This window comes from Paenibacillus barcinonensis, from assembly GCF_003217495.1.
Taxonomy (GTDB): Bacteria; Bacillota; Bacilli; order Paenibacillales; family Paenibacillaceae; genus Paenibacillus; species Paenibacillus barcinonensis.
The window spans coordinates 122,723-144,237 of record NZ_QJSW01000002.1 but is presented as its reverse complement, the minus strand read 5'-3'; the positions used below and the strand labels follow the sequence as shown (position 1 = coordinate 144,237).

Below are 21,515 nucleotides of genomic sequence, written 5' to 3'. Positions count from 1 at the left end.
AATGGGGAGCGGAGAGACGAAACCGAAAGAAGAATTTGTCCATTCGGTTTTTCAAAGTATCGCTGGCAAGTATGATGTTATGAATGATATCCTGAGTTTCCGCAGGCACAAGGCCTGGCGTAAATTCACGATGAAAAAGATGAATATGTCTAAAGGGGACACCGGGCTCGACTTGTGCTGTGGCACATGTGACTGGACCCTTGCGATGGCAGAAGCAAGTGAAACAGGGCACATGCACGGGCTGGATTTCAGCAGTAACATGCTGGAAGTAGGACAAACCAAAATTGATGCAGTGAAACGATCTAACCAAATTACGCTCGTTCAGGGTAATGCGATGGCATTGCCGTTTGAAGATAATACATTTGACTATGTAACGATTGGCTTCGGCTTGCGTAACGTGCCTGATCTTAAACAGGTTTTGTCTGAAATGAAGCGGGTTGTGAAACCTGGTGGCATGGTCGTTTGTCTGGAATTGTCCAAACCGACCTGGCAGCCGTTCAAAGGTATTTATTATTTTTATTTCAAGCATGTGCTGCCTAACCTGGCCAAAATATATGCCAAGCGTTATGAGCAATATAAGTGGCTGCCGGACTCTCTGGCACTTTTCCCGGGAAGAAAGGAACTGGCAGACATTTTTGTTGAAACCGGATTGCAGCAGGTGCAGGCCTATCCTCTGACCGGAGGCATCGCGGCACTGCATATTGGAACCAAGGAGAATCAGAATGTTTAGGAAAATTCGCATCTTTTTAGAAATGATCAAGATTGAACATACGCTCTTTGCTTTACCATTTGCATTTATGGGCGCCATTCTGGGGTCGATGGTAGTAAATCATACCTTCCCGAGCTGGCTACAAATTATGTGGGTGCTGCTCGCGATGGTCGGTGCACGGAGCGCAGCATTCGGCTTAAACCGGATTATTGACCAGGCGATCGACGCCAAAAATCCACGCACGGCAATGAGAGCTATTCCAGCAGGTTTGCTGAAGAACGGTGAAGTAATTATTTTCATCATCATTTCGTTTATATTGCTATTCTGGGCGTCTTCTAACTTGAATGTATTATCCATGCAGCTGCTGCCCATCGCAGTATTTATGCTGGTGCTTTATTCATACACCAAACGTTTTACTTGGCTCTGTCATGTGGTGTTAGGCATGACGATTGGTCTGGCTCCACTAGGTGGCTGGGTTGGGGTTACCGGAACGATGGATTGGACAGCGATTGTGCTGTACGTTACGATTGTATTCTGGACAGCAGGATTTGACATTATCTATGCGTGTCAGGATCTGGAGTTCGACCAAGGTGAAGGGCTTCATTCTATTCCATCTCGCTTTGGACTGGTTAAATCGTTGCAAATTGCCAAGTTCTTTCATGTTATTACTGCCATCGGGTTCTTCGCATTGCTGCTGATGACCGAACTGAGCTGGTGGTATGGTGCAGGGATGTTGATTACGTACGGTATATTGTTATATGAGCACTATATTGTATCTCCTAACGATATGAGCCGTGTACAAACGGCCTTCTTTACGATGAACAGTGTGCTTAGTCTGGTCGTATTTACATTTACACTCATCGATTTGGCGGTGAAGTAATGATGCAACAGCCGGAGAATAAACGACTTGTTGTCGGAATTACCGGGGCAAGCGGCAGTATATATGGTATTCGTTTGATTGAAACGCTGCTTGATCTGGAGTATACCGTTCATTTGGTTATCTCCAATGCAGGCTGGCGTGTGTTGAAAGAAGAAATGGATTGGGACGTGACGAATCGGGAGGATGTGTTACGAGAGCAATTCGGTCATCGTGCCGGAACTCTGGTCTATCATCCTGTGAGTGACATCGGTGCTTCTATTGCAAGCGGCTCCTATCTGGCTGAAGGCATGATTATCATGCCTTGCTCGATGGGCACTCTTTCGTCTATCTCGAACGGGTCTTCGGACAATCTGATGTCGCGTGCCGCAGATGTTATGATGAAAGAAGGCAGAACGTTAATTCTTGTACCGCGTGAGACGCCCCTGCATGCTATTCATCTGGAAAATATGCTGAAGCTCTCACGTCTTGGTGTTCGAATGATACCGGCTATGCCAGCTTTTTATTACAAACCTCAGACGATGGACGATTTGATCATGTTCCTCGTGGGGAAAGTGCTGGACAGTTTGCGTATTCCGCATCAATTGTTCAAAAGATGGGGAGAGCCGGACGAACGGGGATGATGTGCCAAGCGTTCTGGTCTGTTGAGCTTTGGCAGAATGGAGCTGCTTGGTGGCAGAATCCCCCGACTCCCGGGGTGTCGGTGAGTGCTGATGGTCGCATATAGCAGCCACAGCCTTGACCCATGCTCCGGCAACTTCTGTACTTACATGATTCAGAACTAGTCGTGGTGTTTAAGAACACAAGCAGGAACGGCAAGCCGGGGTGAACGATTAACCTGCAGGGCCCGGCTTGCTGGAGGGGAAGGTAAGCATGGAATTTTGGAATGACAATACGCTGATACGGGTGAACGAATGAAACTATTGGACATTTTCGGATTGTTAAAAAAGGACATGGATTACATTGAAAAAGAATTGTACCGCAGTGTTCAAGGCGAACAAAAGCTGCTAAGTGAAACTTCACTTCATCTGCTTAAGGCAGGAGGGAAGCGGCTGCGGCCTGTTTTTGTGTTATTAGGCGGCAAGTTTGGTACATACGATATTGAGCGCTTGAAGCTTATTGCTGTTCCACTGGAACTGATCCATTCGGCATCCCTCGTTCATGATGATGTTATTGATAATGCAGAGACACGCAGGGGCAAACCAACGGTCAAGTCCAAATGGGATAATCGCATTGCGATGTACACAGGGGATTACATCTATGGCAAGGCTCTGGAGATGACAGCGGGGCTGTCTGAGCCAGCTATTCATCGCATTCTTGCCAAAGCGATGGTTCAGATGTCGATTGGTGAAATGGAACAGATTCGTGACTTCTTCAACACCGGACAGAGTGTGCGCAACTATCTGCTTCGAATTCGCCGTAAAACAGCACTGCTTATTGCGGTTAGCTGCCAGCTCGGTGCACTGGCTACACGTGCGCCTGAACATATTTCGTCCTTGCTGTACACTTACGGATATAATGTCGGCATGGCTTTTCAGATTCAGGATGATGTGCTCGACCTGGTCGGTACGGAGAAGCAGCTTGGCAAGCCTCCAGGTAGTGATATGAAACAAGGCAACATCACACTTCCCGTATTATATGCGCTCGAAGAAGAGCATCTGCGTGAGCCGCTGCTCAAGGAAATCTCCCGTGTGCATCATGAGGAGGGCAGGGCCAGCGCATCGGATGCCATAGGAATGATTCGCCAAAGTCAAGGAATTGCTAAAGCGGAAGCCCTGGCTGACCGATATATGAAGAAAGCGCTCGATGCTCTCGATCAGCTGCCTAACATCAAGACCACCAAAAACCTGCGTGATATTGCTCATTTTGTCGTTAAGCGTACACATTGATTTTGCAGCCACTATCGCTTGAAGTTTGCGACATATAGTCACCGTTATGTGTCCAGTCTGCTCGTTAATCATTTCTCACATGTAACATATCATTGTGAAATTCCTCATTGGGAGGAATTGGACTTGTATGTTACAATCAAAGGGATTGCGTTTACATAGTGATTAACTTTGAACCGTGAGTGAGGAGTGAACTGGCAATGGATCGTACATTTTTGATGGTGAAACCGGATGGTGTGCAGCGTGGTTTGATCGGCCGTATTATCAGCCGTCTGGAAGACAAAGGATTTAAGCTGGTGGCAGGGAAACTGGTACAGATGACACAAGAACAGGCCAAGCGTCATTATGCCGAGCATGAGGGCAAGCCTTTCTTTGATGAACTGGTTCGTTTTATTACGTCTGGACCTGTATTTGCCATGGTATGGGAAGGTGACGATGTTGTGGCGCTTGCACGTATTGTCATTGGTAAAACGAATGTAAAGGAAGCGGCTCCAGGCACAATTCGTGGAGATTTCGCCAGCCATACACCGCATAATCTCATTCACGGGGCAGACTCGCCGGAAAGTGCAACTCGTGAAGCCGCCAATTTTTTCAGTCCTGATGAGCTGGTAAGTTATGAGAAGAGCATCGCAGCCTGGTTGTAATTATTAGCCAAAGGGTGATATACGATGCTGGAGCAAGAACAACTAGACCCGGATTATACCGGATTCATTCGTAAAGTGAAAGAGAGCACAGGCATTGATCTTGCTCAATACAAGGAAGGTCAGATGAAAAGACGGCTGACCACACTTCGTAATAAAAACGGATTTAATACCTTTGCCGTCTTTTTTGATGCGATGCAGAAGGACAAATCGTTATTTTATGAGTTTCTTGATCGTATGACCATTAACGTCTCAGAGTTCTGGCGAAACCCGAACCGCTGGGAAGTGTTACGTGATGAGATTCTGCCTGAACTGGTAGGGTCCAAACGCAAGGTTAAGGTGTGGAGTGCCGCCTGTTCTACAGGTGAGGAGCCATACACCATTGCGATGATTCTCGATACGATGGGCATCCTGAGAGAAAGTTCCATTACGGCAAGTGACCTGGATGAAGGAGCGCTTGCAAAGGCCAAGGAAGGCCGTTATATGGAGCGTTCGCTGAAGGATGTGCCTCCTGAAACAGCAAGCCGTTATTTCAAGCAGGATGGCATGATGTACCGCATTGATGAGAAACTGAAAAGTTCAATTAACTTTAAGAAACAGAATTTGCTGGTGGATCGTTTTGATGATGGATATGATCTGATTGTCTGCCGGAATGTCATGATTTATTTTACCGAGGAAGCCAAAAATCTGTTGTATCACAAATTTGCAGCAAGTCTGCGTCCGGGTGGCATGCTGTTCGTAGGTAGTACAGAGCAGATCTTCTCCCCAGGACAATATGGACTGGAGACGGCAGAGACGTTTTTCTATCGGAAAAAATAAATCAACATAAGATCAACCGCCTGAGGTGCATGAAGATGTGCTCGGGCGGTTGTTTGCATAAGAAAAGGCGACTTTCTTGTCAAAGCGGGTCAGCTATACTATAATAAGCAAAGAAATTATGGGATTTTAGCAATGTGAAGTTTAACAGTTTAAAGGGGGAACGTATTATGAGTTTACGCTATTTAACCGCAGGGGAAACGCACGGACCCCAATTGACCGCAATTATTGAAGGATTGCCAAGTAACCTGAATATTGATTTTGAAGAATTGAACTTCCAGCTTCACCGCCGCCAAAAGGGATATGGTCGTGGACGCCGGATGCAGATTGAGAAGGACCAGGCCAATTTTGTTGGCGGAATTCGTCACGGATATACGACAGGTGCGCCGGTAGCGCTCGTTGTTCAAAATAATGACTGGAAGCATTGGCAGAATATTATGAACATTGAGCCGATCGAGGGCAGCGATGAGGAGAAGCGCCGAGTACATCGTCCGCGTCCTGGACATGCTGATCTGAATGGTGGCTTGAAGTACAATCATAAAGATCTGCGTAACGTTCTGGAGCGCTCCAGTGCACGTGAGACAACGGTACGTGTGGCATGTGGGGCCATCGCACGTCAGTTCCTCGCAGAGTTTGGCATTAAAGTGGCAGGACGTGTTATTCGCATCGGGGAGATTGAAGCGCCTTATCAGGAGATGCCAATTGACGAACTGATTGCTGTGACCGAGGCTTCATCCGTTCGTGTGACTGATGCCGAGACAGAGAAAAAGATGGAAGCCTACATCGATCAGATCAAGCAAGAAGGTGATTCCATCGGCGGGATCGTGGAATGTATCGTGGAAGGTGTTCCTGTCGGCTTGGGAAGTCACGTACAGTACGATCGTAAGCTGGATGCACGTATCGCTCAGGGTGTAATGTCGATTAATGCATTTAAAGGTGTGGAAATCGGGATCGGCTTTGAAGCTGGTACGATCCGCGGTTCACAGGTTCATGATGAAATTCTGTACAGTGAAGAACGTGGTTACCACCGTGCAACGAACCGTCTGGGCGGATTCGAGGGCGGTATGACTAATGGCATGCCGGTCGTTGTGCGCGGGGTCATGAAGCCTATCCCAACGTTGTACAAACCGCTGCAAAGTGTGGACATTGATACGAAAGAAGCCTTTACAGCTCAGGTTGAACGTTCTGATGCATGTGCAGTTCCGGCAGCCAGCGTTGTGATGGAGCATGTCGTTGCATGGGAAGTTGCCAAGGCATTCCTGGAGAAATTCGGTGGGGATTCCATGGAAGAGATCCGGGCGAATTTCGCAAGCTACCAGGCACAATTGGAGAATTACTAATATGCGTCAGTTGACAGTGCAGCTAGGGGAACGCTCATATCCGATCCTGATTGGCAGCGGTCTGCTGGCTCAAGCTCCATCGTTTTTTGAACAATATGGCTTAACCAAAAAAAGTCCGTTGATGATCATCACCGATGAAAATGTGGCTCCAAAATACTTGCCAGCATTGGAACAGACGCTGCGTGCTGCCGGGTATGCCGTAGTATCTGCGGTCGTTCCTGCTGGCGAAACGTCCAAATCACTTGCCGTATATCAGGATATGATGACAGCAGCGATTGAAGGCAAGCTCGACCGAAGCTCGGCGATCCTCGCTCTTGGGGGCGGGGTCGTCGGTGACTTGGCTGGTTTTGTGGCTGCTACATATATGCGGGGCATCAAGTTTGTCCAGATTCCAACGACGATTCTTGCTCATGACAGCAGTGTCGGAGGTAAAGTGGCAGTAAATCATCCGCTCGCGAAAAATATGATCGGTGCTTTTCACCAGCCGGAGCTTGTGCTCTATGATGTGGATACACTGCAATCTTTGCCACCGAGAGATGTATCAGCCGGTTTATCTGAAATGCTCAAGCATGGACTGATTCGTGACGAGGCCTTCGCTCACTGGTGTGAAGAGCATGCCGAGGCGCTGCTTGCGCTTGATCCGGATACACTGGGCTACGGTCTTGAACGCGGGTGTGGTATTAAAGCGGAGATTGTTTCTAACGATGAACGCGAAAACGGAGAACGTGCACTCCTGAACCTCGGACATACGATCGGACATGCGATTGAAGCAATTGCCGGATATGGTGAATTTCTGCATGGGGAAGCTATTTCGATTGGCATGGCAGGTTCAGCCCTGTTAGGAGAGAAGCTTGGAGCGGCAGCAGGCCTGTATGATGATACAGTGCGTATGCTACGTTCGCTTCGCCTTCCGGTAACGTTGCCTGCACATCTTGGTACAGATGCTTTGATGGCAGCCATGATGCATGACAAGAAGTTCCGTGAAGGTCATATGGTCTTTATTGTTCCTGATCGGATTGGAGCAGCCCGAATCGTGAAGGATGTGCCGGTGACGGTAGTGCGTGAGGTTATCGAGCTTCTCAGGAAGGGAGAATAAGGCAATGGTTACACGGGGAATTCGCGGGGCGACGACAGTCACGCAAAACAATGAAGAAGAGATTTTGAAGGAAACGGCAGTGCTGCTTCAGGAGATTGTGGACCGGAACAAGATTGTACCGGAAGATATCTGCAGTGTATGGATCACCATGACAGGAGATCTGGATGCGGCTTTTCCCGCAAAGGTGATTCGTCAGCTGGACGGTTGGGAGCTTGTACCTCTGATGTGTGCACTGGAGGTACCTGTAGAGGGGGCCTTGGCGAAGTGCATTCGTTTTATGGTGCATGTGAATACAACCAAAGCACAAAACGAGATCCATCATGTGTACCTGAACGGTGCGCAGGCATTACGCCCTGATCTCGCTGCACGATAAGCTTCTTGAACGGTAATGGTTGTCAAACCGACAAATATCATGTATAGTGAGAAACAGTTGAGTAGAGCTTGAGATTGAGCTGAGGACAGCTGAGTATAGTTGAGTATATAGCAGAGTCCAGTGTTTGGTAGCCGATGCATCTGAAATCGGTCAACGCATTCACGGTACGTCGTGCTAAGGAGAAGTACAGGAAGAGAGAGTAGACATGTCAGAGGACATTGTTTATTCACATATCGTTGGAGTGACATTTCACATATGTATACCCTCATCAGGCCGTTGTTTGTACTCGTCAAGATGATGGTAAGCGAAATGTTATCAAGCCTATGTTCTCTCTATAACATATCTGAGGCCATGTCATAACATGAGTCCATGGATCGGTAGCCTGATATTCATCCTTTAGTAGAAGTATAGGGACTTGTTATTTATGAAGCAGCATGCCTGAATACAGCTTATTAAATCAAACCTCTACCTGATGGTAGAGGTTTTTTGTCGTCATAACGGTTTACTACCTTGAAATCAATAGAAAAGTTACAATAAAAAGCTGAAAAAATTACAATAGTCTGAAGGGACGTGATCTGATGATAACGCCAAATGTTAATCAGGTACTGAAAATGGCAAGTGAATATAATCTGATTCCGGTTGTCAAACGAATTTTGGCTGATATGGAGACTCCAATTCGTATATTCCGACGTTATGCGGATAATGACCGTGCATTCCTGCTCGAAAGTGTAGAGGGAGGCATTCAATGGGCCAGATACTCCTTCATCGGTACAGATCCGTTCCTGATGATCTCAGGCAAGAAAGGACGCATCGTCGTAGAGGAAGCGGGAGAGACTCGCGAATTGCCAGGCAAGCCGATCGAAGAGCTCAAAGCGCTGCTTCGCAAATATCGGAGTCCCAAGCAGGATGACCTTCCTCCGTTTACCGGGGGTGCGATTGGATTCTTTGGATACGATCTGCTGCAATATTATGAGAAGCTGCCGGCTCATGCGCTGGATGATCTGAAGATGGATGACATTCGGTTTATGTTCTGTGACCAGATCGTTGTGTTTGACCATGTGAAGCAGCACATGCTGCTTGTGGGCAATGTACATGTCAAGGATGGGGCAACGGATGAAGAGATTCGTCAGGCATACGAAGCTACCTCCGAGAAGCTTGAACTAGCGGCAGAGCGTTTGCAACAGCAGGGGCCAGGCGAGAATCTGAATCCGCGTTCAATCCCCGGTGATGTGGAGCTGGGAGACATTCATTCCAATCTGACGAAAGAACAATTTATAAACAATGTGGACCAGGCTAAAGAGTATATCCGTGCAGGAGACATTTTTCAGGTGGTGCTGTCTCAGCGCTTCCACATTGATACTGAAATCTCGCCTCTACATGTGTATCGTGTACTGCGGACGTTGAACCCGTCGCCTTATATGTATTATTTGAAAATGGATGATGAGATTATCGTAGGAACGTCGCCAGAGGCGCTGGTGAAGGTGGATGGCAATCGTGTAGAGACCCGACCGATCGCAGGTACACGTCCTAGGGGAGCCACAGAGGCCGAAGATCGTGCGCTTGCTTCAGACTTGCTACAGGATGAGAAGGAGCGTGCAGAACATCTCATGCTGGTTGATCTGGGAAGAAATGATTTGGGCCGGGTATCGACTTTTGGCAGTGTGAAGTGTGACATGTTTATGGAGATTGAGCGCTACTCTCACGTCATGCATATGGTGTCGAACGTTACAGGTGAATTGAGAGAAGACAAGGACTTCTTCGATGCATTCCTCTCCTGTTTGCCAGCTGGAACGGTATCGGGTGCCCCGAAGCTGCGCGCGATGGAAATTATTGCGGAACTGGAAAAAGAGGCACGCGGTGCGTACGCGGGAGCGATCGGTTACCTTGGCTTCTCGGGAAACATGGATGCATGTATTACGATTCGCACGATTATTTTCAAAAAAGGAAAAGCGTATGTGCAGGCCGGAGCGGGAATTGTATGGGATTCTGTGCCTGAGAAGGAATATGAAGAGACGGTGAACAAAGCCAAAGCTTTGTTAAAGGCGATCCGCACAGCGGAAGCCATGTTTCCCGTAAAAGCTGCTGATCCCAAGCTAAGTCTGGCTAACGCTGATTATTTTGTTACACCATCATCTGCAACGAACTAAGAGAGGAGAGACTGGATATGAACGTGAACCCGATGTTGAACGACCAAACGGGGCTACGGGAAGCATCATTGTCCCATGAAGAAGGTATGAAGCAAGGCCTTTCCAAAATTTTGGAAGGACGTCATCTGGAGCAGGACGAGGCTCGTGAACTGATGTATTCGATCATGAAAGGTGAAGCTACTCCGGCTCAAATCGGGGGCTTGCTGATGGCGCTGCGCATGAAGGGGGAGACGGTGGAGGAGATCACTGGTTTTGCCCAAGCGATGCGTGGACAGGGTGGACGAATTTTGACAGATGGCAGAGGGCTGCTGGATACGTGTGGTACAGGTGGATCAGGTATTCACAAGTTTAATATTTCGACAGCATCTGCTATCATCGCTTCAGCGGTATCGGTTCGGGTAGCCAAGCATGGCAATCGCTCTGCCTCCGGCAAAGCCGGCAGTGCGGACGTATTGGAAGCGCTCGGTGTTAATATCCATCTGAATGGAGAACAGGCCAGACAGTGTCTGGAGGAGATCGGAATTTGCTTCTGTTTCGCTCAGGTATATCATCCGTCCATGCGGCATGCAGCAGCCCCGAGAAAAGAGCTCGGCGTGCGAACCATATTTAATATGCTTGGTCCGTTAACAAACCCGGCGGGTGCAGATCGTCAGCTGCTCGGGCTGTATGACCGATCTCGTACTCCGATGATTGCGGAAGTGCTGAACCGCCTCGGACTGAAGCGTGCACTGGTTGTGGCAAGCCATGATGGGCTGGATGAAATCAGCATCTCCGCACCAACTCAGGTATCCGAGCTACGGAATGGGGAAGTGCGTACCTATGACATTGATCCTCGCGACATGGGCCTATCCTTGCATCCGCTGGATGCGGTGCTTGGAGGAGATGCGGCACAAAACGCCGAAATTATACATCGGATCTTCCAGGGGGAACGCAGTGCTTACCGGGATGTTGTACTGCTGAATGCAGGTGCGTGTATTTACGTATCCGGGCTTGCGGACAGCATTGCAGACGGAGTTAAAATTGCTGCTGAGGCAGTGGATTCGGGTAAGGCGGCTAGTAAGCTGGGACAGTTAATTCATACAACGGAGGCGTACAATCATGTATCTTGATCGAATTGTAGCAACGAAACATAAAGAAGTTGAGGTGCTTGCACAGACCTTTCATATGGATGAAGCGCTCCAGAAAATTGAGCAATTACCAGCAACACGTGGATTTGAACAAGCGCTGTCCAGCAGACGGAATCGGAAGCTGGGGCTGATCGCTGAAGTGAAGAAGGCCTCACCGTCCAAAGGATTGATCCGCCCGGATTTTCATCCGGTGGAAATTGCTGCTGCGTATGAACGGGCAGGGGCGGATTGTATATCCGTGCTGACGGACGTTTCTTATTTTCAAGGCAGTAACGACTACTTGCAGGCAATTCATCAGGCGGTAAACATCCCGCTTCTGCGTAAAGACTTTATTATTGATGAGAAGCAGATTGCCGAAGCCAGACTGCTCGGAGCAGACGCTATTTTGTTAATCGCCAGCATTCTTACACCACAACAGATTCGTCAATATTTGACGTTTGCTCACAGCATCGGTCTGGATGCATTGATTGAAGTGCATGACCGGGCTGAACTGGAAACGGTGCTGGAGATTCCAGATGCAACGCTTGTAGGCATTAATAATCGGAATCTGAAAACGTTCGAGACCAGCCTGAATACGACACTGGATCTCATGGAGCTGATCCCGGCTCATGTAACGCTGATCAGCGAAAGTGGAATTGATGGAGCAGCCTCTACAAAACCACTGATCGAGGCAGGGGTTCACGGCATTCTCGTTGGGGAACATCTTATGCGCAAAGCGGATGTGGAAGCCGCCGTTTACGATCTGATGGGGCCGAAGTGATGAGTAAATCGGTATCTGATGAAGCTGGTCGTCGTGCAGGGGAGCAAGAAGGCATGCTGCCTGCGGCCGTAAAAATATGTGGACTTCAGGACGTTGAAGTGCTAAAATCAATGATAAACTTGCCTGTGGACTTCATAGGAGTTGTGTTTGCCAATTCCAGACGTCAAATTACGCCTGAGCAGGCTGCAGAGATAAGATCGGTTTTGCTTGAGTGGTCCGCTGGAGAGCGGCCTAAGCTTGCGGGTGTGTTTGTTAATCCGACATTTCAAGAACTGGAGTATGTGATGCAAACCGCTCCCCTGGATGTAATCCAGTTGCACGGACAGGAAAGTGCTGTATTTTGTAAACAAGTGAAAGAACGCTGGGATGCGAATGTGTTCAAGGTCGTTTCTTTTCCCAAAGACGAAGCAGGACAAGACGCGGACCATGCAGCGCTGCATAGCCTGAATGCCTATGTAGGCTGTATTGATGCAATATTGCTTGATACGTTTGACCCGTTGTATGGCGGTGGCTCTGGTAAAACCTTTGCCTGGGAGCGTATACCTGCCTATGCGAATTGGGCTGATCAGCATGGTATCATGATGTTGGTTGCCGGGGGGCTTCAGGCAGATAATGTGCAACAATTAATAGGAACGTACAGACCTTACGGCGTAGATGTATCAAGTGGCGTGGAGACGGAAGGTCTTAAAGATATAACTAAAATTAAAGCATTTGTTGAAAGGGTGAAGCAGGCATGACACATCAATTGCCGGATCAACATGGTCGTTTCGGTCCGTTCGGAGGCCGTTTTGTACCCGAGACACTAATGAACGCTCTGATCGAACTTGAGGAAGCGTATAGCCGTTTTTCAGAAGATGAGGAGTTTAACAAGGAACTGAACTATCTGCTGAGTGAATACTCTGGACGGGAGACACCGCTTTATTATGCAGAGCAGCTGTCCCGTCATCTGGGCGGACCCAAAATTTATTTGAAGCGGGAAGACTTGAATCATACAGGTGCACATAAAATCAATAATGCGATTGGACAAGGACTGCTTGCCAAACGAATGGGCAAAAAGAAGGTTATTGCCGAGACTGGTGCTGGACAGCATGGTGTTGCAACAGCGACTGTAGCGGCTTTGCTTGGTCTGGAGTGCAAAGTATTTATGGGTGAGGAAGATACTGAACGGCAGCAGCTGAACGTATTCCGGATGAAATTGCTGGGTGCAGAAGTGATTCCGGTGACTTCCGGCACACGTACACTGAAGGATGCTGGTAATGAGGCGTTGCGCTACTGGGTTAGCCATGTGGAGGATACCTTCTATGTGCTGGGCTCCGTGGTTGGTCCGCATCCGTACCCAATGATGGTGCGTAATTTCCAGCGTATTATTGGCGATGAGACACGCCGTCAGATTCAGGAGATTGAAGGGCGACTGCCTGATGTCATCGTTGCTGCTGTAGGTGGCGGCAGTAACGCCATCGGTATGTTTTATCCTTTTATCGGGGATGAGGCAGTGAAGTTAGTTGGTGTCGAGGCAGCGGGTAAAGGGGTAGATACCGAATACCATGCGGCAACAATGAGCAAGGGCACACACGGTGTATTCCAGGGCTCCATGAGTTATCTGTTGCAGGATGAGAATGGTCAGGTACAGCCTGCACACTCGATCTCGGCAGGGCTAGATTATCCGGGAGTTGGACCGGAGCACTCGTATCTCAAAGACATCAAGCGTGCACAGTATGTCCCGATTACGGATCAGGAAGCTTTGGATGCATTGCAGCTGTTAAGCCGAACGGAGGGCATTATTCCTGCACTGGAGTCGGCTCATGCGGTGGCTCAGGTTGTGAAGCTTGCACCTGAAATGTCAGCAGAGGATGTTATCGTGATCTGTCTGTCTGGACGCGGAGATAAAGATGTAGAATCCATTATGAAATACACGGGAGGTAACTTGTAATGAATCTGATGGATCAGACCTTCCAGCAATTAAAAGAACAAAAGCGTACTGCACTTATTCCTTTTCTAACCGTTGGTGATCCCGATGTGGATACAACGATAGATATTATTAAACAGCTGGAGCTGGCTGGAGCGGATATTCTGGAACTTGGTGTTCCGTATTCCGATCCGCTGGCCGACGGCCCTGTTATTCAGCGTGCTTCTGAGCGTGCATTGAAAAGCCAAATTACGATTCGCACCGTGATGGAGACTGCGGCGAAAGCTCGTGCGGCAGGTGTGAACATGCCTTTTGTTCTTTTTACGTATTATAACCCTGTGTTGCAAACCGGGCTGGATGTGTTTTTTGACGAGTTGGTCAAACATGACATCAGCGGTATGATTATTCCCGATCTGCCGATTGAAGAGGCAGAGGACATGCGCCGCCGCGCCGATCAGGCGGGGGTGCATCTTGTTCCGCTTGTAGCGCCTACATCGAATGCAAGGATTGAACGGATAGTTACAGGGGCGCGCGGCTTCATCTATTGTGTTTCTTCCCTGGGGGTGACGGGGGAACGCGCATCCTTCTTTGACGGTGTAGAGAGCTTTATTGAAACGGTAAAGGGGTTAACTGATCTTCCTGTTGCAGTTGGATTCGGTATCTCCAGTCATGAGCAGGTAGCGCATTTCTCACGCCTCTGTGATGGTGTTGTGGTTGGCAGTGCTATTGTACGGCAGGTGGAGGAAGCTATACCGTTGCTTGCGAAACCCGATACACGTGAGTCGGGACTGTTGCAAATTCGCAACTTTGTGGCACAATTAAAAGGATAATGATGTTTGTTAGAACTCTATATTTAAACAGCAGGAGGCGGTCAAGTTGAAACCGAAATCCCAGATTGTCAATCTGCCCGTGTACAAGCCAGGCAAACCGATTGAAGAAGTGAAACGTGAACTGGGGCTGGAGCAAGTCATCAAGCTGGCCTCCAATGAAAACCCTTATGGCAGTTCTCCAGCTGTGCTGGAAGCTATTACGAAGGAAATGACGAGTGTGAGTATATACCCGGATGGCAGTGCAGCTGTACTGACAGAGGTGCTGGCAAAGCACTTGGGCGTAGAGCAAAATAAAATTATTTTTGGCTGTGGGTCGGATGAAATTATTGCTCTGATCACACGTGCGTTTTTTCTGCCTGGGGATGAGACCATTATGGCCGATCAGACCTTCTCCGTGTATAAAAGCAATGCAGACATCGAAGGTGCTGTAACGATTGAGGTGCCTTTGAAAAATGGAACACATGATCTGCCAGCAATGTTGGCTCAGATCACCGACAAAACCAAGGCTATATGGGTATGCAATCCAAACAACCCTACCGGAACTATTGTTTCCGCAGAGGAGCTTGTCACCTTTATGGATCAAGTACCGTCCAATGTGATGGTAGTGCTGGATGAGGCTTATTATGAATTTGTTACAGATGAAGCCTATCCTCAAAGCGTTGAGCTCATTGATCGTTATCCTAATCTGGTCGTATTGCGAACCTTCTCCAAAATATATGGCCTGGCATCGCTGCGTATTGGTTATGGCATTGCACGTCCTGAGGTTATTGATCTCATCAATCGTGTGCGTGAACCCTTCAATACCTCTCGCTTCGGTCAGGTTGCGGCAATCGCTGCACTTCAGGATCAGGCGTTTGTTCAAGATTGCGCGAAGCGTAATGCAACTGATCGGGAGTGGTTGCAAAATGAATTTGCACGGCTTGGTTTGCCGTATTTCCCGGCACAAGGAAATTTTATTCTCGTTGATCTGAGCATGCCTTCCGGCACAGCGTTTCAGTCCTTGTTGAAGCAGGGCATTATCGTCCGCTCTGGCTTTCATGTCTATCCAACGTACATTCGCGTGTCTGTAGGAACAGCGGAGCAGAATCGTGCGTTTGTAGCAGCGCTGGAGCATACTCTGGCGGAGAATGCAGTAGCACGCCCTTAATACTGGCGATGAAATGAGTGAGGAACCATGACATTAAAAATTGCAATGATAGGTGTAGGGCTCATCGGCGGTTCACTTGCGCTTTGCTTTAAAGGCAAGCCGGGTTTAACCGTGATGGGCTACGCACATCTGAAGGAACTAAAAGAAAAGTACATAGCGAGCGGAGTCGTGGACGATGCGACGCTCTCTTTGGAAGAAGCCGTGCAGGATGCCGACTTCATTTTTTTGTGTGTGCCCGTAGGGCTGCTGGAATCCTATTTTGAAAAGCTGTCCAGACTGCCACTCAAAAAAGGTTGCATTATTACGGATGTTGGCAGCACCAAAGCTTCCATTGCGGCTTGCGCTGAGCACGTCCGCTTGACGGATGCCTATTTCATTGGCGGCCACCCGATGGCTGGTTCAGAGCGTGCAGGCGTAGATGCGGCTTCGGCGGTATTATTTGAGAATGCGTATTACGTGCTGACCCCTTCTACACATGTGCCTGAGGAGGCTTACAGCCGCTTGTCCGAGCTCCTGGCGTACACACGTGCCCAGATTGTTCGGGTAGAGCCGTTGTTGCATGATGATATTGTGGGTGCTATTAGTCACCTGCCCCACGTTATCGCGGTTGCTTTGGTAAATCAGGTGCGGGAGTACAATGAATCCAATCCACTGTATAAAATGCTGGCAGCGGGCGGTTTCCGGGACATTACACGGATTGCATCCAGTGACGCGATTGTATGGAGGGATATTTTGCTCAGTAACCGTGAGGTGCTGCTAGGGTTGCTGAAGGATTGGAACAGGCAGATGCTGTCTTTTACCGATATGCTTGAACAAAAAAACGGTGAAGGGATTGAGGAGGCATTTCGCCAGGCGCGTGAGTTCCGTAGTGTGTTACCTGAACGACGCAAGGGCATGATCTCCCCGCTGTTTGATCTATATACGGATGTACAGGACGCTCCGGGGATGATTGGTAAAATTGCGACAGAGCTCGGGACAAACGATATCAACCTTAGCAACCTTGAAATTATTGAGAACCGGGTGGATGTGCCCGGAATCATGCGCTTGTCTTTCCGTCAGGAAGAGGATATGGAGCGTGCGAAAACGCTGTTGGATGCTTTGGGTTATCAAGTGTGGGTGTAGGAAGGAAGTACAGAGAGGGCGGAAGCCCTCTTTTTTGTCATTCGATAAAAAAATTACACGACATATTTATAGACAAAAAAAAGACCGCTTACATAAGCGGCCATTGCTCACGTGGAGCAATACAGTTATTGGATAGGAGTGGAGAGAAACCATACTGTACCTTTATTATATGTATACGTTTTCATTTTGTCAACACTTTGAACAAGTTTATTTGTATAAACTTAGCATCAACGGAAATTCAGCACAATGATACCTATTACTTTCACCTGGAGCCGCGCTTTTGGAGAAAAATGCAGGGCATATGAAAGATGGGTTGAGCGGAGGAAAAATCATCAAAAAAATATCACATTTTTGTAACCTTTTTAGGAGTTATGACGTTTATAAATAGCGAGGCTTTCCAAGAGGCGATAAAAGGAAGCATGCCATTGCATTTAACGGCATATGTATGTCAAGTCGGGCTCCAGTGGGTAGCAATGGATTTGCCAGGATGATGCAGACCGTTGTACAATGTTACTGTTATGTAGAAACGTTGGGGAAATTGCCATTACATAGGGGAATTTGGCGGAAGGGCCTGAAATGGCGCTGAACGCTTTTTTTATGCGGTTGAAACCGCAACTTTTTTACGCCTGTTCGGTAATACATGGATAGAGTCGAACGGGGAGATGCACATGGATGGGCGAGGAGGGGTCGCACTCAAATGACGGATTCCCAGTTGATTCGAGAGATCAAGGAAGGTAACGTAGAGTTATATTCCGAGCTGATGAGTCGTTATCAGCGTAAAATACTGGCTTTCGTATATCATATGTTGAAAAGTTCCAATATGGAGTTGCTTGCAGAAGATCTCTGTTCTGAGACATTCTATAAGGCGTTCCGCAGCTTGCACTCGTTCCGTGAGGTGGATGCTTCATTCTCCACTTGGTTATACACTATTGCAAGAAATACGGTACTGAGTGAGCTTCGAAAACAACGCAGTGGCAATGTTCCGCTTGAAGAGAGCGGTGTTGTGCCTGTGGCTCCTCAGGAGAATGCTCCAGAGCATGCTGTACTACGCAACGAGCGGGTGATGCTGGTTCGAGATGCGATTAACAATCTTCCAGAAAAGCAACGCTCTGCAATCATTCTTCGGGAGTATGATCAACTGGATTACCAGGAGATTGCAGGCATTCTGGGACAGAGCGTAAGCTCTGTGAAATCGCTCCTATTCAGAGCAAGATCAAGTGTCAAAACGCAGTTGGAACCTTATTTCTTCGAACCGATGTACGAGCCATATGAAGGGATGAAGAACCGATGAATTGCAATGAAGCCCAGGAATTGTTTGCACTGGTCTGGGATTTGCCGGAATCTCATCCACAGCGGATTGCATTTCATGCACATCTCGCTCGTTGTGAAGAGTGTTCGGCGCAGTTTGAAGTCTGGGAGGAAGCCCAGCTGCTGCTGCACAGCATCCCTGTACCAGTGACCGAACAACAGGCAGAGAGAGTCAACCGTAATGTTATGGACCGTATATACGCGGAGTCTCCATGGCTATTGCCGGAAGAGGCAAAGGTTAATCGTTTCTCTGCGGCGATCCGTAAACATATGTCACTCTGGATCGCAGCATTCCTGGCTATTTTTCTCTGCAGTTTTCTGTACATGGCGATGTTTAAGCCAGAGGTGTCAGAGGCTGAGAAATCGAATGTTGTAACAACGGGCATACTTGAGACAGCAGTTGCTGGAAGTAAATCTTCTGCTTCAGGATTGTACCAGTACAACATTCCACAAGCAGATAAGGGCAGTATTATCGAGCCCTTTGTTGTAAGTATGGCTCCTACTTATCCAGAGTATTGGATGGGACTGTCATTACTTGCTATCGGCATGGCTTTGTATTCACTTGGCCGCATGCATCGATCAACGAATAAACGTAAACAGGGTGTGCGTGCATAGGTATTTCAGCCTTACGTTTGCCGTGTGAAGAAATGAGGGATGAACGTGCGGATCGGACTTGTTCGTCATGGTCTCACAGATTGGAATGCTGCTGGGCGGATACAAGGTCAGACGGATATTCCTTTAAATAGGGAAGGTCGCATGCAGGCCGAGCGCCTTGGGAGCCGTTTGCAGTCCGAAGACTACCATTGGGATCATATTATTACAAGTGGCTTATCCAGAGCTCAGGAGACAGGGGAGATCCTCTCAAGTTTGCTTCAGGTACCGATGCTTGAACCGGATGGCCGCTTGAAGGAAAGAGGCTTCGGTCAGATTGAGGGGCTTACAGCAGAGGAACGAGTTAAACGCTTCGGGGAGTCCTGGGACACCCTCGATTTAGGGCAGGAGCGTATTGCGGATATTCAAGCGCGTGCAATGGCTTTTTTGCATGATTTATGGTCTTCCCATGGGCAAGAAAATGTACTTATTGTGACGCATGGTGCACTTCTTGCCAATCTGTTAACCGCGTTATTCCAAGATAAGTACACGGAACGAATTGGTAATTTGTCGTTGACCATTCTGGAGCAGAAGGTTGATGAGTGGATTCCAATCCTATATAATTGCACAAAACATTTGTCTATGGACACTGTCGAACAATCTGAGTGATAAACCTCAGGTTGTTTTTTTTATACTTTTTTAAGGGGAGGCTCTAGAACAGTGGAATAACTCTTCTTTTTCTTCTGATCAAATAGTCTCAAGCATAGAATAAGATAAATCAAAAAAAATCGCAAAAAGAGGTTTAGATTGTGGAGAATCCGTCAACGATGTTTACAAAACCACACTGTTTCAGGCCTTAATCAGCAGCCGAAAGCAGTGAACGGGCGAGGCGATGGACCCATGAATCTAGCAGATATGCTAACCTTTGCTGATATTGGCCAGCTTAATCGAATAGCAGATCACTATCAATGTGAATGTAAGCCCAACTCCAAACATGAACTCATCCAGAGCATACTCACCACATTGGGCAGCAAGCCTTTCTTTGAGAACCAGGTAAGACAGCTAACTCAGGCAGACCAGCGGTTTCTTAACAACCTGTTATTTGATCCCCGCCAGTATTACGGCATGGAGGAGCTCATCGCCATAGCCCGTCAATCTATGGACAAGAAGGAGAGTGAGGCTGGTGCGAGTCCGCGTGATCTGATCCTTCGCTTTACCAAAAGCGGTTGGTTGTTCAGTGGCACTACGCAGCAGACAAAATACCTCTATCAAGTACCTCAAGATTTGAAGTTAAGATTTAGAGATGTATTATCAGCGCATTTACGAGCCGGCATCACCAAAACGTCAGAACCAGCCATATATCGTGAAGAATATCATCTGATGGCCGAGGATTTGAAGCTTTTTCTGAGATTTGTGCAGCAACACGAAGTCGCAGTTAATGCGGAAGGCATGATGTACCGTCGTTCGCAACAGCAAGTGATGGAGCATCTGCATATCTCTGAAGAGTTGGTAGGTAGAGGTGGATGGCGATTCGGATATGGCCGCTCGTTCAAGGACTATCCAGACCGCTTTGCACTGGTGTACGATTACGCATTTCATCACCGGCTCATTCGGGAAGATCAGGGGGTTCTAAGAATGACAGCGGCGGGGGAAGAAAAGCTGGTTGCGGATAAAACGGCCGAAATGATACAGCTTTTTCGGTTTTGGTTAAGAGTTTATAAAGGCGCTGTTCCCAATCTGTCCTCGATCGTGTATTGGACGGGGGAGTGTGCGGCTGAATGGTCTACAATCGAATCGCTCTTTCAGCAAATTGGACCGTTCATTCAGCCCTTCTATTACGATACAGCAGAAGATATCTATGACAAGCGAGTGATTAAAATGATGATGCATCTCGGATTGGTTCGTTCAGGTGAGCATGAGCAAGGAAGAACGGTGCAGATGACAGCCTGGGGTTCAAAGCTTGCGGCTTCCTGCCGCTCCATCTCGGGGGATGTCAAGCCGATTTTGTTTGACAAGTGAGGGACAAGTTGTTAGAATCACTCCCAAATTAAGGAGTGATACGATGATAATTTCATATCAAGGTAAACAACCGCAGCTACATCCTTCAATATACATGGCTGAAGGCTCGAAATTGATAGGTGACTTGCGAATGGGAGAAGAATCTTCCGTCTGGTTCAATGCAGTCCTGCGGGCTGATCTGGCTCCTATCATCATTGGAAAGCGCTGCAATATTCAAGATAATGCTGTAGGGCACGTTAATACCGATCAGCCTTTAGTGCTTGGAGACGATGTTTCCGTAGGACATGCTGCAATCATTCATGGATGCAGCATCGGCACTGGATCATTGATTGGCATGGGGGCTATTCTGCTGAATGGGGCTGAAATCGGTGAATTCTCACTGATCGGTGCCGGCTCTGTCGTTACTGAAAATAGTAAAATTCCGCCCTATACGCTCGCTTTGGGCACACCAGCCAAAGTGATTCGAGAATTGACTGAAGCTGATCTGCAGCGAATGTCGAGAACTACACTTGGTTATGTGATCAAAGGAAGAGAATATAGGAGCTCTTAAATCCGTTTTGGAGGTGCATCCTATTGGATAAAATGAAAGTTACGTATGAAGTCATGTTGGGGCTGGCGGCCGAGATGGTCTGGGACGAGGCGCTTCGCAAGCAGCGCAGCGAGAAGCTTTATTTGGAAATCGACAAAGCGTTAGCTACCGGAGACGAAGTAGCTTTCCGGAGTCTGACGGATGAACTGAAGGCGATCAATTAATGGATCAATGAACGGAACATATACAATGTATGCTGAACCAAAAGAATGCGCAACCGCGCATTCTTTT

23 protein-coding genes are annotated in these 21,515 nt (G+C 48.0%); all 23 read left to right on the top strand.

What is annotated here, in order from left to right; genetic code table 11:
* Position 1: 1 nt before the first annotated feature.
* The 23 genes from DFQ00_RS03765 (at position 2) to DFQ00_RS03655 (ending at position 21,448) form a co-directional block, all read left to right on the top strand.
* On the top strand, positions 2 to 730 hold the full coding sequence (locus DFQ00_RS03765) for a demethylmenaquinone methyltransferase (protein WP_110894323.1): 729 nt from the start codon (positions 2 to 4) through the stop codon (positions 728 to 730).
* Entirely contained in the window at positions 723 to 1,589 is an 867-nt protein-coding gene (locus tag DFQ00_RS03760) for a UbiA-like polyprenyltransferase (protein WP_110894321.1), read from the top strand. The genes DFQ00_RS03765 and DFQ00_RS03760 overlap by 8 nt, the downstream gene beginning before the upstream one ends.
* Positions 1,589 to 2,209, top strand: coding sequence for a UbiX family flavin prenyltransferase (locus tag DFQ00_RS03755; protein ID WP_110894319.1), 621 nt, complete (start codon positions 1,589 to 1,591; stop codon positions 2,207 to 2,209). Before DFQ00_RS03760 ends, DFQ00_RS03755 begins: the two co-directional genes overlap by 1 nt.
* Positions 2,210 to 2,500: 291 nt before the next feature.
* Positions 2,501 to 3,475, top strand: a complete 975-nt coding sequence (locus tag DFQ00_RS03750; protein ID WP_110894317.1) for a polyprenyl synthetase family protein — start codon at positions 2,501 to 2,503, stop codon at positions 3,473 to 3,475.
* Between the two features lie 197 nt (positions 3,476 to 3,672).
* Complete coding sequence (gene ndk / locus DFQ00_RS03745) at positions 3,673 to 4,116, top strand: nucleoside-diphosphate kinase (protein ID WP_110894315.1); 444 nt, start codon at positions 3,673 to 3,675, stop codon at positions 4,114 to 4,116.
* Between the two features lie 24 nt (positions 4,117 to 4,140).
* Positions 4,141 to 4,932, top strand: coding sequence for a CheR family methyltransferase (locus DFQ00_RS03740; protein WP_110894313.1), 792 nt, complete (start codon positions 4,141 to 4,143; stop codon positions 4,930 to 4,932).
* A 167-nt stretch (positions 4,933 to 5,099) separates the two neighbouring features.
* Positions 5,100 to 6,269 (top strand): chorismate synthase, encoded by a 1,170-nt coding sequence (aroC, locus tag DFQ00_RS03735; RefSeq protein WP_110894311.1) that lies wholly within the window; start codon positions 5,100 to 5,102, stop codon positions 6,267 to 6,269.
* Between the two features lies 1 nt (position 6,270).
* Positions 6,271 to 7,365, top strand: coding sequence for a 3-dehydroquinate synthase (aroB, locus tag DFQ00_RS03730; protein ID WP_110894309.1), 1,095 nt, complete (start codon positions 6,271 to 6,273; stop codon positions 7,363 to 7,365).
* Between the two features lie 4 nt (positions 7,366 to 7,369).
* The gene (gene aroH, locus DFQ00_RS03725) at positions 7,370 to 7,738 is read left to right on the top strand and encodes a chorismate mutase (protein ID WP_110894307.1); all 369 of its coding nucleotides are present in this window, start codon (positions 7,370 to 7,372) and stop codon (positions 7,736 to 7,738) included.
* A 578-nt stretch (positions 7,739 to 8,316) separates the two neighbouring features.
* Positions 8,317 to 9,885, top strand: a complete 1,569-nt coding sequence (gene trpE, locus DFQ00_RS03720; RefSeq protein WP_110894305.1) for an anthranilate synthase component I — start codon at positions 8,317 to 8,319, stop codon at positions 9,883 to 9,885.
* A 68-nt stretch (positions 9,886 to 9,953) separates the two neighbouring features.
* Positions 9,954 to 10,994 carry an anthranilate phosphoribosyltransferase gene (gene trpD, locus DFQ00_RS03715; protein ID WP_110895412.1) on the top strand — a complete coding sequence of 347 codons (1,041 nt, stop codon included), beginning with the start codon at positions 9,954 to 9,956 and terminating at the stop codon, positions 10,992 to 10,994.
* The gene (gene trpC / locus DFQ00_RS03710; RefSeq protein ID WP_110894303.1) at positions 10,984 to 11,772 is read left to right on the top strand and encodes an indole-3-glycerol phosphate synthase TrpC; all 789 of its coding nucleotides are present in this window, start codon (positions 10,984 to 10,986) and stop codon (positions 11,770 to 11,772) included. Before trpD ends, trpC begins: the two co-directional genes overlap by 11 nt.
* A gap of 53 nt (positions 11,773 to 11,825) precedes the next feature.
* Positions 11,826 to 12,509 carry a phosphoribosylanthranilate isomerase gene (locus tag DFQ00_RS03705; RefSeq protein WP_110895410.1) on the top strand — a complete coding sequence of 228 codons (684 nt, stop codon included), beginning with the start codon at positions 11,826 to 11,828 and terminating at the stop codon, positions 12,507 to 12,509.
* Positions 12,506 to 13,702: a tryptophan synthase subunit beta gene (gene trpB / locus DFQ00_RS03700; protein ID WP_110894301.1), complete on the top strand. Its 1,197-nt coding sequence runs from the start codon at positions 12,506 to 12,508 to the stop codon at positions 13,700 to 13,702. The genes DFQ00_RS03705 and trpB overlap by 4 nt, the downstream gene beginning before the upstream one ends.
* Complete coding sequence (gene trpA, locus DFQ00_RS03695; protein ID WP_110894299.1) at positions 13,702 to 14,508, top strand: tryptophan synthase subunit alpha; 807 nt, start codon at positions 13,702 to 13,704, stop codon at positions 14,506 to 14,508. Before trpB ends, trpA begins: the two co-directional genes overlap by 1 nt.
* Positions 14,509 to 14,554: 46 nt before the next feature.
* Complete coding sequence (hisC, locus tag DFQ00_RS03690) at positions 14,555 to 15,655, top strand: histidinol-phosphate transaminase (RefSeq protein WP_110894297.1); 1,101 nt, start codon at positions 14,555 to 14,557, stop codon at positions 15,653 to 15,655.
* Between the two features lie 27 nt (positions 15,656 to 15,682).
* Complete coding sequence (locus tag DFQ00_RS03685; protein ID WP_110894295.1) at positions 15,683 to 16,777, top strand: prephenate dehydrogenase; 1,095 nt, start codon at positions 15,683 to 15,685, stop codon at positions 16,775 to 16,777.
* 697 nt (positions 16,778 to 17,474) lie between these two features.
* Entirely contained in the window at positions 17,475 to 18,068 is a 594-nt protein-coding gene (locus tag DFQ00_RS03680; protein ID WP_110894293.1) for an RNA polymerase sigma factor, read from the top strand.
* A complete protein-coding gene (locus DFQ00_RS03675; protein WP_110894291.1) occupies positions 18,065 to 18,700 on the top strand; it encodes an anti-sigma factor family protein in 636 nt (211 codons plus the stop codon). The genes DFQ00_RS03680 and DFQ00_RS03675 overlap by 4 nt, the downstream gene beginning before the upstream one ends.
* 45 nt (positions 18,701 to 18,745) lie before the next feature.
* On the top strand, positions 18,746 to 19,345 hold the full coding sequence (locus tag DFQ00_RS03670) for a histidine phosphatase family protein (RefSeq protein WP_110894289.1): 600 nt from the start codon (positions 18,746 to 18,748) through the stop codon (positions 19,343 to 19,345).
* A gap of 231 nt (positions 19,346 to 19,576) precedes the next feature.
* Entirely contained in the window at positions 19,577 to 20,695 is a 1,119-nt protein-coding gene (locus tag DFQ00_RS03665; protein WP_110894287.1) for a hypothetical protein, read from the top strand.
* Positions 20,696 to 20,738: 43 nt separating this feature from the next.
* Positions 20,739 to 21,245 (top strand): gamma carbonic anhydrase family protein, encoded by a 507-nt coding sequence (locus DFQ00_RS03660; protein ID WP_110894285.1) that lies wholly within the window; start codon positions 20,739 to 20,741, stop codon positions 21,243 to 21,245.
* A 23-nt stretch (positions 21,246 to 21,268) separates the two neighbouring features.
* Positions 21,269 to 21,448 carry an IDEAL domain-containing protein gene (locus DFQ00_RS03655; RefSeq protein ID WP_110894283.1) on the top strand — a complete coding sequence of 60 codons (180 nt, stop codon included), beginning with the start codon at positions 21,269 to 21,271 and terminating at the stop codon, positions 21,446 to 21,448.
* The last annotated feature ends 67 nt before the right edge of the window (positions 21,449 to 21,515 follow it).

Excerpts from the sequence above, each read along its gene's own strand:
- trpC (WP_110894303.1), top strand. The coding sequence starts at position 10,984 with ATGTATCTTGATCGAATTGTAGCAACGAAACATAAAGAAGTTGAGGTG.
- aroB (WP_110894309.1), top strand. The coding sequence starts at position 6,271 with ATGCGTCAGTTGACAGTGCAGCTAGGGGAACGCTCATATCCGATCCTG.
- DFQ00_RS03705 (WP_110895410.1), top strand. The coding sequence starts at position 11,826 with ATGCTGCCTGCGGCCGTAAAAATATGTGGACTTCAGGACGTTGAAGTG.
- trpA (WP_110894299.1), top strand. The coding sequence starts at position 13,702 with ATGAATCTGATGGATCAGACCTTCCAGCAATTAAAAGAACAAAAGCGT.
- trpE (WP_110894305.1), top strand. The coding sequence starts at position 8,317 with ATGATAACGCCAAATGTTAATCAGGTACTGAAAATGGCAAGTGAATAT.
- trpB (WP_110894301.1), top strand. The coding sequence starts at position 12,506 with ATGACACATCAATTGCCGGATCAACATGGTCGTTTCGGTCCGTTCGGA.
- DFQ00_RS03665 (WP_110894287.1), top strand. The coding sequence starts at position 19,577 with ATGAATCTAGCAGATATGCTAACCTTTGCTGATATTGGCCAGCTTAAT.
- DFQ00_RS03685 (WP_110894295.1), top strand. The coding sequence starts at position 15,683 with ATGACATTAAAAATTGCAATGATAGGTGTAGGGCTCATCGGCGGTTCA.
- DFQ00_RS03680 (WP_110894293.1), top strand. The coding sequence starts at position 17,475 with ATGACGGATTCCCAGTTGATTCGAGAGATCAAGGAAGGTAACGTAGAG.
- aroC (WP_110894311.1), top strand. The coding sequence starts at position 5,100 with ATGAGTTTACGCTATTTAACCGCAGGGGAAACGCACGGACCCCAATTG.
- aroH (WP_110894307.1), top strand. The coding sequence starts at position 7,370 with ATGGTTACACGGGGAATTCGCGGGGCGACGACAGTCACGCAAAACAAT.
- DFQ00_RS03675 (WP_110894291.1), top strand. The coding sequence starts at position 18,065 with ATGAATTGCAATGAAGCCCAGGAATTGTTTGCACTGGTCTGGGATTTG.
- DFQ00_RS03660 (WP_110894285.1), top strand. The coding sequence starts at position 20,739 with ATGATAATTTCATATCAAGGTAAACAACCGCAGCTACATCCTTCAATA.
- DFQ00_RS03740 (WP_110894313.1), top strand. The coding sequence starts at position 4,141 with ATGCTGGAGCAAGAACAACTAGACCCGGATTATACCGGATTCATTCGT.
- DFQ00_RS03760 (WP_110894321.1), top strand. The coding sequence starts at position 723 with ATGTTTAGGAAAATTCGCATCTTTTTAGAAATGATCAAGATTGAACAT.
- DFQ00_RS03750 (WP_110894317.1), top strand. The coding sequence starts at position 2,501 with ATGAAACTATTGGACATTTTCGGATTGTTAAAAAAGGACATGGATTAC.
- ndk (WP_110894315.1), top strand. The coding sequence starts at position 3,673 with ATGGATCGTACATTTTTGATGGTGAAACCGGATGGTGTGCAGCGTGGT.
- DFQ00_RS03755 (WP_110894319.1), top strand. The coding sequence starts at position 1,589 with ATGATGCAACAGCCGGAGAATAAACGACTTGTTGTCGGAATTACCGGG.
- DFQ00_RS03765 (WP_110894323.1), top strand. The coding sequence starts at position 2 with ATGGGGAGCGGAGAGACGAAACCGAAAGAAGAATTTGTCCATTCGGTT.